This is a genomic window from Limnohabitans sp. (assembly GCF_031539175.1).
Taxonomy (GTDB): domain Bacteria; phylum Pseudomonadota; class Gammaproteobacteria; order Burkholderiales; family Burkholderiaceae_C; genus Limnohabitans.
Genome location: NZ_JAVKLQ010000069.1, coordinates 20891 through 34424 on the forward strand (window position 1 = coordinate 20891; position 13534 = coordinate 34424).

The 13534-nt window shown below is 56.7% G+C and carries 12 protein-coding genes and 1 tRNA gene; 4 read left to right on the forward strand and 9 right to left on the reverse strand.

From position 1 onward, the window contains the following. Nucleotides 1-5: 5 nt before the first annotated feature. From clpP to RMS95_RS13000, 5 genes are all read right to left on the reverse strand, one after another. A complete protein-coding gene (gene clpP, locus RMS95_RS12980) occupies nt 6-614 on the reverse strand; it encodes an ATP-dependent Clp endopeptidase proteolytic subunit ClpP (RefSeq protein WP_310646624.1) in 609 nt (202 codons plus the stop codon). Nucleotides 615-640: 26 nt separating this feature from the next. Then, entirely contained in the window at nt 641-1951 is a 1311-nt protein-coding gene (gene tig / locus RMS95_RS12985; RefSeq protein ID WP_310646625.1) for a trigger factor, read from the reverse strand. Between the two features lie 66 nt (nt 1952-2017). Continuing rightward, nucleotides 2018-2104: transfer RNA gene (locus RMS95_RS12990), tRNA-Leu, on the reverse strand. A 54-nt stretch (nt 2105-2158) separates the two neighbouring features. Next, nucleotides 2159-5275 (reverse strand): efflux RND transporter permease subunit, encoded by a 3117-nt coding sequence (locus RMS95_RS12995; RefSeq protein WP_310646626.1) that lies wholly within the window; start codon nt 5273-5275, stop codon nt 2159-2161. A gap of 7 nt (nt 5276-5282) precedes the next feature. Beyond that, on the reverse strand, nt 5283-6341 hold the full coding sequence (locus RMS95_RS13000; protein ID WP_310646627.1) for an efflux RND transporter periplasmic adaptor subunit: 1059 nt from the start codon (nt 6339-6341) through the stop codon (nt 5283-5285). A 102-nt stretch (nt 6342-6443) separates the two neighbouring features. Here RMS95_RS13000 and RMS95_RS13005 point away from each other — a divergent pair, with 102 nt between their 5' ends. The 3 genes from RMS95_RS13005 to hpnE are packed head-to-tail and all read left to right on the forward strand — an operon-like array spanning nt 6444 to nt 9466. Continuing rightward, a complete protein-coding gene (locus RMS95_RS13005; RefSeq protein WP_310646628.1) occupies nt 6444-7229 on the forward strand; it encodes a squalene/phytoene synthase family protein in 786 nt (261 codons plus the stop codon). 29 nt (nt 7230-7258) lie between these two features. Further along, nucleotides 7259-8098, forward strand: a complete 840-nt coding sequence (gene hpnD / locus RMS95_RS13010) for a presqualene diphosphate synthase HpnD (RefSeq protein WP_310646629.1) — start codon at nt 7259-7261, stop codon at nt 8096-8098. 24 nt (nt 8099-8122) lie between these two features. Continuing rightward, the gene (gene hpnE, locus RMS95_RS13015; RefSeq protein WP_310646630.1) at nt 8123-9466 is read left to right on the forward strand and encodes a hydroxysqualene dehydroxylase HpnE; all 1344 of its coding nucleotides are present in this window, start codon (nt 8123-8125) and stop codon (nt 9464-9466) included. On the opposite strand, the gene RMS95_RS13020 is transcribed toward hpnE, so the two are convergent. After that, nucleotides 9407-10126: an HAD-IA family hydrolase gene (locus tag RMS95_RS13020; RefSeq protein ID WP_310646631.1), complete on the reverse strand. Its 720-nt coding sequence runs from the start codon at nt 10124-10126 to the stop codon at nt 9407-9409. The genes hpnE and RMS95_RS13020 overlap by 60 nt on opposite strands. 19 nt (nt 10127-10145) lie before the next feature. Here RMS95_RS13020 and hemH point away from each other — a divergent pair, with 19 nt between their 5' ends. Continuing rightward, nucleotides 10146-11246 carry a ferrochelatase gene (hemH, locus tag RMS95_RS13025; protein ID WP_310646632.1) on the forward strand — a complete coding sequence of 367 codons (1101 nt, stop codon included), beginning with the start codon at nt 10146-10148 and terminating at the stop codon, nt 11244-11246. A 26-nt stretch (nt 11247-11272) separates the two neighbouring features. On the opposite strand, the gene RMS95_RS13030 is transcribed toward hemH, so the two are convergent. The 3 genes from RMS95_RS13030 to RMS95_RS13040 form a co-directional block, all read right to left on the reverse strand. Next, complete coding sequence (locus tag RMS95_RS13030) at nt 11273-11974, reverse strand: helix-turn-helix transcriptional regulator (RefSeq protein WP_310646633.1); 702 nt, start codon at nt 11972-11974, stop codon at nt 11273-11275. Nucleotides 11975-12013: 39 nt separating this feature from the next. Then, nucleotides 12014-12346, reverse strand: coding sequence for a polymer-forming cytoskeletal protein (locus RMS95_RS13035; protein ID WP_310646634.1), 333 nt, complete (start codon nt 12344-12346; stop codon nt 12014-12016). 124 nt (nt 12347-12470) lie between these two features. Then, nucleotides 12471-13520, reverse strand: a complete 1050-nt coding sequence (locus RMS95_RS13040; RefSeq protein WP_310646635.1) for a M23 family metallopeptidase — start codon at nt 13518-13520, stop codon at nt 12471-12473. Between the last annotated feature and the right edge of the window lie 14 nt (nt 13521-13534).

A 13534-nucleotide genomic window follows, 5' to 3' on the forward strand; every position in this document is an offset into this window, starting at 1 on the left:
CGCAATTAACCGCGCTTGCTAATCACTTGATCGATCAAGCCATAGTCTTTCGACTCGTCGGCGCTCAGGTAGTAATCGCGTTCGGTGTCACGCTCAATTTTCTCGAGCGGTTGACCGGTGCGCTCAGCCAAGATGCGGTTCAATTGGTCGCGTGTCTTCAAGATTTCACGGGCGTGAATCTCGATTTCAGTCGCTTGACCACGGGTACCGCCCAAAGGCTGGTGAATCATGACCTTGGAGTTAGGCAAAGCGAAACGCTTGCCCTTTTCGCCTGCAGCCAACAAGAACGCGCCCATGCTGGCGGCCATACCGATACACAGCGTAGACACATGAGGCTTGATGAAGTTCATGGTGTCAAACACGGACATACCCGCGCTGACCGAACCACCGGGAGAGTTGATGTAGAGCGAAATGTCCTTGTCAGGATTTTCGCTTTCGAGGAACAACAACTGAGCCACCACCAAATTGGCGGTTTGATCATTCACCTCGCCCACCAAGAAGATCACGCGCTCTTTGAGCAAACGTGAATAAATGTCGTAAGACCGCTCGCCGCGGCCCGACTGCTCAATGACCATGGGGACCATGCCCAAGGCTTGTGTTTCCAGTGCGCTCATGTTGTTTCCTTATGACCGAAGACGGATCAGGATTGGCCCATCAATTCGTCGAACGAGACCGCTTTGTCGGTCACCTTCGCTTTAGACAAGATGAAGTCAGTCACGTTGTTTTCAATAACGACTGCTTCAACTTCGCCCAAACGGCTCATGTCGCTGTAGTACCAACGCACCACGTCAGCAGGCTTTTCGTAGCTTGATGCCAACTCTTCGATGTGCGCTTTGATTTGCTCAGCGGTGGCTTGCAAGTTGTTGGCGCGAACCAAATCGGCCACCACCAAACCCATGCGCACGCGCTTTTCAGCTTGTGGACGGAACACGTCATCAGGAATTGGGGCTTTGTCTGCGTCTTTGATGCCACGGGCCTTCAAGTCAGCGCGAGCGCCTTCAACCATGCGTTCGAGTTCAGCTTGCACGCTGGCGTTGGGCAAGTCAAGTTCAGCTTGGCTCGCCAAAGCGTCCAAAGCAGCTTGCTTGTTACGGCCCAACAAACGGAATTTCACTTCGCGCTCGAGGTTGTTTTTGATGTCTGCGCGCAAACCGGCAACGGTGGCGTCAGCCACGCCCAAAGACTTGGCCAACTCGTCGGTCACGTCGGGCATGTTGGCGACTTCCACCTTCTTCAAGGTCACCAAGAAATCAGATTGCTTACCGGCCACGTCTTTGCCGTGGTAGTCGGCGGGGAAGCTCAAGGGGAAAGTCTTGCTTTCGCCAGCCTTCATGCCGCGCACGGCATCTTCAAATTCTTTGAGCATCTGGCCTTCGCCGAGCAAGAACTGGAAGTCTTCGGCTTTGCCGCCTTGGAAAGGCTCGCCGTCGATCTTGCCTTCGAAGTCGATGGTCACGCGGTCGCTGTCTTGTGCAGCACCGTCAGCAGGACGCTGAGCGAAAGTGCGACGTTGCTTGCGCAAGATGTCGATGGTTTTGTCGATGGCCGCGTCGGTCACTTCGGCCGAGACTTTTTCAACGGTCACAGCAGACAACTCGCCCAGCTTCACTTCTGGGTACACCTCAAAAATGGCGTCAAAGTGCATTTCGCCTTCGGGTGCGCCTTCTTTTTCGTTGATACGGGGCTGACCTGCCACGCGCAATTGCGCTTCTTGAATGGCCGAGTTGAAAGCCTCGCCCACTTTGTCGTTCATCACTTCCATCTGTGTGGAATAGCCATAGCGCTGTGCCACAACGTTCATGGGCACTTTGCCTGGACGGAAACCGTCCATCTTGACTTGGCGTGCCACACGCTTCAAACGCACGTCAACTTCTGCAGCAATGGCGCTGACAGGCAGTGTCAAAGTGATTTTGCGTTCCAGTTTTTCCAGAGTTTCGACGGTCACAGCCATGTGGTTTCTCCTAATTTGGCAGGGTCAGCAGCAGCTTTGAAGCCGCTTGCTTTCAATAAATATCAATGGTGCGCGGGGCGGGACTCGAACCCGCACATCCTTGCGGACGTCAGGACCTAAACCTGGTGCGTCTACCAATTTCGCCACCCGCGCGGGTTTTTCAAAACAACAACGGGTGGCCTTGGTAGACCACCCGCTTGAAATCGGTCAACCGAGGATTTTAGACGGCTTTTCGACCTTAAACCACGCCGCGTACATTGCAGGCAACGCCAGCAAGGTCAAAACGGTCGCAACGATCAAGCCGCCCATGATCGCCACGGCCATGGGGCCCCAAAACACGCTGCGCGTGAGGGGGATCATGGCCAGCACGGCGGCGGCAGCCGTCAAGACAATCGGGCGCAAACGGCGCACAGCCGACTCCACAATCGCCTCCCAAGCCGGAATGCCTGCGGCGCGGTCTTGCTCAATTTGGTCAATCAAGATGACCGAGTTACGCTGAATCATGCCCATCAAGGCGATCACGCCAAGCAGCGCCACAAAACCAAAGGGCCTGTTGAGCGCCAGCAACGCCCCCGCCACGCCAATTAAGCCCAAAGGTCCCGTCAAAAACACCAACACGGCACGGCTGAAGCTGTGCAACTGCAGCATCAACAATGTGAAGGTGAGAAACAGCATGATGGGCATGCCTGCCGAAATCGAGCTAGAACCCTTTGAGCTTTCTTCCACCGCGCCAGCCACTTCAATGCGGTAGTTCGGTTGCGCCGACTGGGCCCAGGCCTCCTCGAGCTTTTTCAACTCAGGATACAGCTGGTTGGTCACGGTAGCGCCCTGCAAGCCCTCAATGATGTCGGACTGCACGGTAATCGCGTACTCGCGCTTCTCGCGCCACATCACACCTGGCTCCCACGTCAACACAGGTCGGACGATCTCGGTGGCCGGAATCATGCGGCCTGAGGCGGTTGGCAGATAGGCACTGGCCAAATCGCTGATGGCATCACGCTCGTCCAAAGGTTGGCGCAGCACGATGTCGATGAGCTTGTTGTCCTCTCGGAACTGCTCCACCGTGGTGCCCACAAGCAACGTGCGCGTGGCTTGTGCAATGGACTGGCTGCTCACGCCCAAGCTACGTGCTTTGGCCTGATCGACCTGCAGCTTGACCACTTTGATGGCTTCGTTCCAGTTGTCGTTCACACCACGGGTGGCTGGGTTGCTGCGCATGACAGCTTTCACCTCGTCAGCACGTTGGCGCAACACCTTCGGATCTGCGCCGACCACGCGGAACTGCACGGGATAAGGCACGGGGGGTCCGTTAGGCAGCAGCTTCACACGGGCGCGCGCTTCTGGAAACTCCTGCGCCAACAAGGCTGGCAAAGCTAGGCGCAAAGATTCGCGAAACTGTAAATCTTGCGGCACTACGATCAACTGAGACACGTTCGCTTGTGGAAACACCTGATCCAAAGGCAGGTAAAAGCGCGGCACGCCAGAACCAATCCAAGTGCTGACGGTTTGCACACCCTCTTGTTTGAGCAAGCGTTGCTCCACCGCTTGCGCCACCGCCTCGTTGGCTTTGAAGGACGTGCCCTCAGGGAACCAGAGGTCCACCAAAATTTCAGGACGGCTGGAGTCAGGGAAGAACTGCTGCTGCACACGCCCCATGCCGACAATGCCCAAAGCAAACATCAGCACAGTGGCGCCAATCGCTTTCCAGCGGTGCTCCACGCACCACGTCACTGCGCGGCGGAAGTTGGCGTAAAACGGGCCATCAAACAGCTCATGCTCAGCATCTTGCTCGGCATGGGGTTTGACCTTGAGCAGCAAGGTGCCCAAATACGGCACGAAGTAGACCGACACCCACCAGCTCAACACCAGCGCAGCCACCGTCACCGCAAAAATAGCGTAGGTGTACTCACCCACCGTCGACTTCGCCATGCCAATGGGCAAAAAGCCAGCCGCCGTGATCAACGTGCCCGTCAACATGGGCATGGCCGTCACTTCGTACGCAAAGGTGGCGGCACGCACACGGTCGTAGCCTTCTTCCATTTTGCGCACCATCATTTCCACGGCAATGATCGCGTCATCCACCAACAAGCCCAGCGCGATGATGAGCGAACCCAGCGAAATTTTGTGCAAACCAATGCCCAAATACTGCATGGCCAAAAAGGTCATGGCCAACACCAACGGAATGGTGATGGCCACCACCAAACCCGGGCGAATGTCCACATGCCAGCCAAACCGGCCGCCTTTGTGCAAGCCCAAAGCCACGAAGCTGACCACCAACACAATCAGCACCGCCTCAATCAGCACATGCACAAACTCACCCACCGACTTGGTCACCGCTTTGGGTTGGTCTTGCACCTGCACCAAGGTCACGCCCAAGGGCAGCGTTTTCTCAATGCGGGCCGTGGCTGCCTCTAAAGATTTGCCCAACGCGATGATGTCGCCCCCTTTGGCCATCGATACGCCCAAAGCAATGACAGGTTTGCCTTGGTGATGCACTTTGACCGATGCGGGTTCGACATAGCCACGCTGGATATTGGCAATGTCGCCGAGCTTGAACTGCTGGCCGGAACTGCCACGAATGGGCATGGCGCGCAGCTGTGCTTCGGTTTGAAATTGCCCCTCAATGCGCAATTGAATGTTGTCCAAGGGCGCTTGCACCATGCCTGCGTTTTCAACGGCATTTTCTTGCCCCAACTGCGCCAAGACGGCGTTTAAGTCCAAGCCCATCTGCACCAGGCGTTTTTGCGGAATTTCGATGAAGATTTTTTCATCCTGCACACCAAACTGCTCCACTTTGGCCACATCCGGCACGTAAAGCAATTGCTGACGCACATCGTCGGAAAACTTCTTCACCTCAGCAGGGCTAAAGCCAGGCGCGTCAATGGCGTAGATCACGCCATACACATCACCAAAATCATCATTAAAAAATGGGCCCTGCACGCCCTGCGGCAGGGTGTAGCGCATGTCGCCAATTTTTTTACGCACCGCGTACCAAACTTGCGGCACATCACCCGGCTTAGACGAGTCTTTGATCTGAAAAATAATTTGCGACTCGCCAGGCTTGGAATAGCTGCGAATTTTGTCGGCATAAGGCACCTCTTGCAGGGTGCGCTCTAACTTGTCGGTCACCTGCTCGGCCACTTGCTGAGCGGTCGCACCCGGCCAATACGTACGCACGACCATGGCACGGAACGTGAACGGCGGGTCTTCGTCTTGGCCCAGCTGAAAGTAGGCCGCCACGCCCAACAGCATCAGCACGACCATGAGGTAGCGGGTCAACGCCGGATGATCCAGCGCCCATTTGGAGAGGTTGAACTTGTCCATCGTCAACTCACTTCCCTGCGCCGAAGATCGACACTTTTTGGCCTGCCGTCAGCACATGCACGCCAGACATCACCACCTGATCGCCTGCATTCAGACCAGAACTCACCACCGCGTCGTTGCCATCTGCGGTCTTGACTTCAATGGCTTGCGATTTGACGGTCATCGTGGCGGGGTCTAACACCCAAACCGAAGTGGCGTCACCCTCTAAGCGCAAAGCGCTGCTGGGCAATTTGATGGTGGCAATCGCTGTCCCAGTGACCGGTTTCAACACCGTGACCGTGGCCCCCAACACGGCATCGGCACCGTTAGGCAATGCGGCTTTGACCAAAAAAGTGCGCGTCACGGCATCGGCGCTGGCTGCCACATCGCGAATTTGGGCTTGCAGCGTTTTGTCGCGGCCCCACAAGCGCACGCCCACGCTTTGACCGGTTTTGAACAATGCCAATTTGTCTTCTGGCACCGCAAACACCACGTCACGCGCACCGTCTAAAGCCAAACGCACCACCGGCTGACCCGCTGCGACGACTTGACCGGCATTGGCATCGACCGAGGTGATCACGCCAGCGCCATCGGCCACCAAACGGGTGTAGCCCGATTGATTGCCCTGCACCGAGTTTTGCGCTTGCGCTTGTTGCCACTGGGCTTGTGCCGCCGAAAAGGCCACCTCACGGCGTTGCAACTCAGCCGCGCTGATGAAACCTTGCGCGCGCAAATCTTGGTAACGCTTCAAATCAGCCGCGGCCAACTCACGGTTGGTTTGCGCCGCCATCAGTTGCGCCGCAGAAGCGTCTGCTGCCAAACGGTAATCTTGCGGGTCCAACTGCGCGAGTAATTGGCCAGCTTGCACACGTTGGCCAATTTCTGCAGGGCGACTGAGCAACTTGCCGCTCACCCTAAATCCCAAACTCGACTCCACGCGCGCGCGCACATCGCCCGAAAACTCCAACTCGGCAGTCCCCGCCGAAGCGCCAATGGTCATGACTTTGACGGCGCGAATGGGCTCTTGGGCCGCAGGCGGCTTTTGACAAGCCGCCAAAACAGCCAAGGAAAGGAGTGCGACAGGCACTCGAGCGCGAGAGAAAATTGTTTGCAACATGGTCTAACCGATCGCTAATGACTAACTGGTTAGTAATGTAGCCGATTGAGGAACGTCACAATCACCACAACTATGTCGTCCATTGAACATTACGAAAATTTTCCGGTCGCGTCGTGGCTGTGCCCTGCCCGTCTGCGCCCCGCCATCGTGGCGCTGTACCACTTTGCCCGTACCGCAGACGACTTGGCTGACGAGGGCGACGCCCCTGCCCACCGCCGACTGGAGGACTTGGCGCACTACAAAGCCGATCTGCAGGCTTGCTTGAGTGGTGCCAAAAACGCAAGCACGCGCTGGCCTGGGGTGTTTCAGGCCTTGGGCGCTGCTGTCGTGCAGCACCAATTGCCCGCCCAGCCTTTGTTTGACCTGCTGGATGCGTTTGAACAAGACGTGATTTACACCCGTGTAGGCCAACGCTACCGAGATCGGACCGAATTGATGGACTATTGCCGCCGCTCGGCCAATCCCGTGGGCCGTTTGATGCTGCATTTGTACGGGGTACAAGACGCCACGTCTTTGACGCAAAGCGATGCCATTTGCAGCGCTTTGCAGCTGATCAATTTTTGGCAAGACCGTCAACAAGACGTCCAGCGTGGTCGCGACTACCTGCCTGAAGGTCATACCCTCGCCGAAGAATTGGTCTTTGCTCGCGGGTTGATGGCCCAAGGTGCGCCGCTGGTCAAGCGCGTCCCAGGTCGGGCGGGCTGGGAGTTGCGCGCTGTGGTGCAAGGCGGACTGCGCCTTCTCGACAAACTCGATGCGCTGCAACGCCAACTCGGGGGCGATGGCACCACATGGCCTCGGCCACGCCTGCACAAAAGCGACGTGCTGCTGATGGCTTGGCGTTGTTGCCGAATGTGAACGTGGCAACGCCGATAATGAGTTCCGACATGACACCTCAAGACTACGTTCAGCAAAAAGCCTCTGCCTCGGGCAGCAGTTTTTATTACGCCTTTTTGTTTTTGCCGCCACAGCGGCGAGCGGCCATCACTGCGTTTTATGCGTTTTGCCGCGAAATCGACGACGTGGTTGACGAAGTGACCGACCCCGGCGTGGCCAGCAGCAAGTTGGCTTGGTGGCGCAAAGAAGTGCACCAAGCTTTCGCGGGCCACCCCACCCATCCCGTCATGCAAGCGTTGATGCCTTTGTGCGACACGTTTGGCATTGAAGAGGCGCCCTTGCAATCGGTGATTGAAGGCTGCGAGCTAGACCTCTCCCAAACCCGTTACCTCGACTACCCCAACTTGACGCGTTACTGCCATTTGGTCGCGGGCGTGGTGGGTGAAGTCTCTGCCAAAATTTTTGGCCAAACCGATCCCGCCACCACTGCGTATGCCCACAAGCTGGGTCAAGCGTTTCAGTTGACCAACATCATTCGAGATGTCGGCGAAGACGCCTTGCGCGGACGCATTTACCTGCCGGTTTCAGAGCTGCAGAAGTTCGATGTGAAGGCGCATGAAGTGCTCAATCGCATCGATTCCGAGCGTTTTCAAGCGCTGATGCAATTCCAAGCGCAGCGTGCCCACACCTTGTACGACGAAGCCTTGGCGTTGCTGCCTGCCGCCGATTGGCGCCATCAAAAACCGGGCTTGATGATGGCCAGCATTTACCGCACCTTGCTGCGCGAAATCGAAGCCCAGAAGTTTCCCGTGCTCAAACAACGCGTGGCGCTCACGCCCCTGCGTAAGCTCTGGCTGGCTTGGAAGATGCAAGCCTTGGGCCGTTTTTAAACCACCCACACTCGCTGTTTGGCTGTGAAGCACCTCACCATCGTTGGCGCAGGCTGGGCAGGACTGGCTGCTGCCGTCGCGGCCGTGGAACAAGGCTGGCAAGTTGAGTTGTTTGAAGCTGCGTCAGTGCCAGGCGGTCGCGCTCGCAGCCTAGAGGCGCCCCCAGATGTCACGCCTTTAGACAACGGCCAACACATCTTGATTGGCGCTTACCGCGACACCTTGGCGTTGATGCGACACGTCGGCGTCCAACCGGAAGCGGTATTGCAGCGCCTGCCATTGGATGTGCGCTTTGCCGATGGCCGTGGTTTGGCGCTTCCCAATTGGCCAGCCCCCTTGAACGTGTTGGCAGGCATTGTCCGCACACGCGGCTGGACTTGGCGCGACAAAGCCTTGCTGCTGAAAGCCTGCATGCAATGGCAGTGGGCAGGATTCACATGCGACGCCCGTTGGACGGTGGCAACGTTGTGCGCCCAGTCGTCATTGCCTGCGTGCGTGGTGCAAGCACTGATCGAGCCCCTGTGTTTGTCAGCGCTCAACACCCCCATCAGCCGCGCCAGTGCCACCGTCTTTTTGCGTGTGTTGCACGATGCCTTACTGGGCGGTGCAGGCAGTTCTGACGTGCTGGTGCCTCGCGTTGATTTGGGTGAACTGTTGCCGCAACCGGCCCTGCATTGGCTCAAGGCACACGGCGCGCAGGTGCATCTGGGACACCGCATCACCGCTGATGTCTTGAAACAGCAATACGCGGACTGCACGGCAGCAGCCGGAGGTCGCGCACTTTTGCTGGCTTGCCCACCTTGGGAGGCGGCTCGCCTCACCGCAGACCTCCACCCCACATGGGCGCACAGCGCAGCGGCCTTAACGCACGAAGCGATTGCCACCGTGTACCTGCACTGTGCGGACCCGCGCTTCAAAGGCTTGGCACGGTCCATGATGGCGCTGAACAGCGACTCGAAGATGTCAGACACATCGAAGTCGTCGGCGACGCAAACCGGCTCTGGCGCCGGTCCTGCGCAATTCATTTTTGACCGCGAGGCATTGATGCAACAAACGGGCTTGCTGGCTTGCGTGGTCAGCGCCAGTGTGGGCACGCGTGAGGCATTGGCCGCCCAAGTGCTGCAACAAGTGCAAGATCAATTGGGGTTGACTGAGCTTCAAGTCGTGCAAACCGTGGTCGAAAAACGGGCCACGCTGGCTTGCACACCGCATCTGTCGCGCCCCGCCGCGTTCATCGCGCCCCACCTGTGGGCCTGCGGTGACTACGTGGCTGGCCCCTACCCCTCGACCCTCGAAGGTGCGGTGCGCTCAGGCCAAGAGGTGATCACACAACTCGGACAAATGCCGCACGGTCAGCGGTTGCTTTAAATGCGGCGATGCATGCGACGCGATTCGCTCTTCCCAAACATGCCCTTCGGCATTGATCCACACAGCTTGCATGCCCGCGTTCAAGGCGCCAAAGGCATCTGCCATGGCGTCATCGCCCACATGCAACACGGCTTCAGGGTCTAAGTTCAGCTGCGCTGCCGCCGCATGAAAAATGCGCACATCGGGTTTGGCCACGCCAAAGGCCTTGGCACTGAGGGCCGACTGAAAATGTGGCGCAGCCTCGGTACGAAACACGTCGGCGTTGCCATTGGAGAGTGCCACCAAGGGATAACGCGCTGCCAGCTTAGCCAAGGCCTCCGCCACGCCGGGATACAGCGACACATCATTGCGCGCAGCAAAGAACACATCAAAAGCGGCCTCGGCCAAATCAGGCCGATCACCGGCCTCGCGCAAGCTGGCACGAATCGACTCACGGCGCAAAAAACTCAAATCGTGGCTGTACTCAGGAAAACGCTGCTCGACCTGCAAACGCATGGCGCGTTTGGTGTCGGGCAAGGCACACAAGATCGCGGTTTGTGGCGCGTGAATTTGCAACCACGCTTGCAAGGTCTGTTCAGCGCGAACAATGACCGGCATGATGGGCCACAAGGTGTCGTCGAGGTCAAGGGTAATAGCCTGAATTTTGGAGTGGTGAAGCATAGGTCGGCGAGAATACCGCATGCTGATCAAACCTGCTTTCGCAAAAGAACCCTCCTTCTCCCACGGCCAAACACCACGCACTGCCGTGCTCTTGTGCAATTTGGGCACACCCGATGCCCCCACTGCCGCCGCCGTGCGCCGCTATTTGGCTGAGTTTTTGGGTGACCCACGGGTGGTGGAGATTCCACGGCTGATCTGGATGGCTATTCTTCACGGCATCATTTTGCGGGTGCGTCCCGCCAAATCAGCAGCCAAATACGCCACGATCTGGACAGCCGAAGGCTCACCGCTGAAAGTTCATACCGCGCAGCAAGCACAAGCGCTGCAAGCTGCATTTGATGCAGCTGGCCAAGCAGTGACGGTTCGCTACGCCATGCGTTACGCCAACCCGTCGATGGCCTCGCAACTGGATGCACTGAAGGCCGAGGGCTTCACACGCATTTTGGTGTTGCCCGCTTATCCGCAATATTCAGGCACCACCACGGCGAGTGTGTTTGATGCCATTTACAAATGGGGATTGCGCACGCGTTTGCTGCCTGAGTTTCGTTTCATCAACCATTACCACGACCACCCAGGCTACATCGCCGCATTGGCCGAGCGTGTCCGTACGCATTGGGCAGAACACGGCCAAGCCGAGCGTTTGGTAATGAGCTTTCATGGCGTGCCAGAACGCACCCTGCACTTGGGCGACCCTTACCACTGCGAGTGCTACAAAACAGCCCGCCTGTTGGGTGAAGCGCTGGGACTGACGAAGGCGCAGTACATGGTCACGTTTCAATCTCGCTTTGGCAAAGCCAAGTGGCTAGAGCCCTACACCGAACCGACGTTGGTGGCCTTGGCAGAACAAGGCGTCAAGCGCGTGGACTTGATTTGCCCAGGCTTCACCAGCGATTGCTTAGAAACGCTGGAAGAGATCGCGCAAGAAGCACAAGAAGCTTATTTGCATGCTGGCGGCGAAGTGTTTCGCTACATCCCTTGTTTGAATGACTCGGCCATGTGGGTTCAGGGCATGCATGCGCTGTGCGTCGAGCACATGGGCGGCTGGTCATTCACAGCACCAGATGCCCAGCAGCTTGCTGCGTCACGGGCAGCTGCAATGGCTTTGGGATCGAAGGACTGAAAGAAGCGCGGTGGGTGTGATGGGGTTCAGCGCGATGCGGCTTCGGCCGCATCCGATGCACGCACAGAGGGCGATGAGGCCGCAGACGATGCGGCTTGAACACCCGTGACACGGGTTTGAGACGCAACAGATGCGCTGTTGACCGCGTCATCAGACGCAACACCAACCACCGCACTGGCAGATTCCGAAATGTCTGTGGGCAAAGCCTGTACAGGCGGTTCCGCTTCTGTGACAACAGGATATGCACCAGGGTTCAACCAAGCTGCCACCAGCAAGGCTGTGGCAAATAAAGCTGCTATCACCCACAAAGACATGTGCGTTGATTTAGGGGCTGGCGTCAGTGCGGGTTGTTCTGGCTCAACCTGTGCAACTGCCTCTACTGAAGATGAAGGGATCTCTTGCAGATGAGCTTCAGCGTCTGAATGCACGGAATGCAGACCATCGACAACGGTTGAAGGTTGCAACAAGGCATCGGGACTTGAAGGCAAAGAATGCTGAGGTTGTCCCAACACTTGTGCCGTCGACAAGCCCAACAAAGATGCCACTTTCTTCGCGGCCGTCAATTTGACCGCTTCGCTGTAGAAAGACTCAGAACCACCTTCTTCCAGTTGACGAATTTGCTTGACCGACAAACACGAACGCATGGCCATGTCGGTCATGGTCCAGCCACGGGATTCGCGCTGCAGCCGCAAAAGGCTACCGTCGATAGACACGTCGTGATCGCTCATAAAAACATCGTCAAACTAAGCAAATCAGCATGACACCGATCACTTGACCAGCAGCAATTCACCCTTGATGGAGGCGCCTTTTTGCACCGACAACGTTTGGTAAACCACATGACCATCCACCGAAGCAGACGAGGTCACGATCAATTCATTGCAAGTCGCGGTGCCCGAGAATTTACCTTTGATGTGCAAGCTGCTGCAAGTGACCACGCCTTCAACTTGACCGCGTGCGCCAATGGTCAACTCATCCACTTGAATTTGGCCGTTCAAAGCGCCTTCCACATGGATGGCACCTTTGGCGCTGATTTCGCCACGGAACGAAAAGCCCTCACTCAGAATGGAAGGTTTGCTGGCGGTGGTAGTGATCATGTCCATCATGCTGTTTCGCTGAGTTAATGCAGAACTGGCTGCGGCGGGTGCGGGAGGTGTTGACACCTGTGGAATTTCTACGTGAACAGCCTCTTCAACCTCAGGCGCCGAAGCGACATCAGCAGAAAGATTAGAGCTGCTTGTTTTGGATTTGCTGAACATATTGAGCCGTTCTGATAACTTTTTGTGGATTGACAGGATAGCCGCCAATCAAAATTTCCAAATGCAAATGCTTGCCCGTCGACGATGAGCCCGTACTGCCAATGTTGCCCAATACAGAGTCATTTGTCACTTTGTCGCCTAACTTAACCGCGATGTTGGCCAAATGTGCATACAAAGACTCCACACCATTGGTGTGACGCACAACCACCATATTGCCGTATTGCGCATGAAACTGCGCCAACACCACAACGCCTGGCTTCACGGCATGCACTTTTTCATCACCCGTCTGGCTCAGCATGTCTAAGCCAGTGTGGAAATGCGTTTGACCAGAAATTGGGTGGCGACGTATACCGAAATCAGAAGTCACGCTGAAGTTTGGAACAGGCATCGAACTGGGCAAGGCATATAAAACTTCGCGCAATGAACGGTTGGTCGCCAGTTCGTCGGCGACTTTACCGCGCAGCAAAGGATTACCTTTGACATCGTCGTCTAGGTTGAAACCACCGTTGGCGGCATTCTGCTGAATAATTTTGACGATTTTCTCAGTCAGACCTGAAGACTCCAACTGCGACTTCATCGATGAATTTTCTTGCGATACCGCCACCATGGACGTATCGACAAAGCGACGAATACTGATGTCACGATCACGAATGGTTTGCGCAAGTGCCACCATTTGCTCATCGTTCATAGACAGTTTTTCGCCAGGCTCGCCACTGCTGTCTGACGCGCTGCTCAGCAAGGCGCGGTACACCTCTTCATGCGAGCGCTCTAAGCGCGAACGACTCCACATCAAGTTCACGCTGGTGACGGCCAGGGCCAACACCATGAAAAGCAAAACGCCTGCGGACACAATGCCGCCCCGAACAAACAGACGCTGCATACGCGCGCTGATATTCAGGTAATGCAAGTCACCGTTTTGTTCCAAGATGATGCGGGCATCCTCATACTGACGGGTCCATCCCTGGGAAACCAGACCCGGCAGCAGGCGAACACCCACAAACAATCGATGTAACAACATGTCAGACGTCGAAA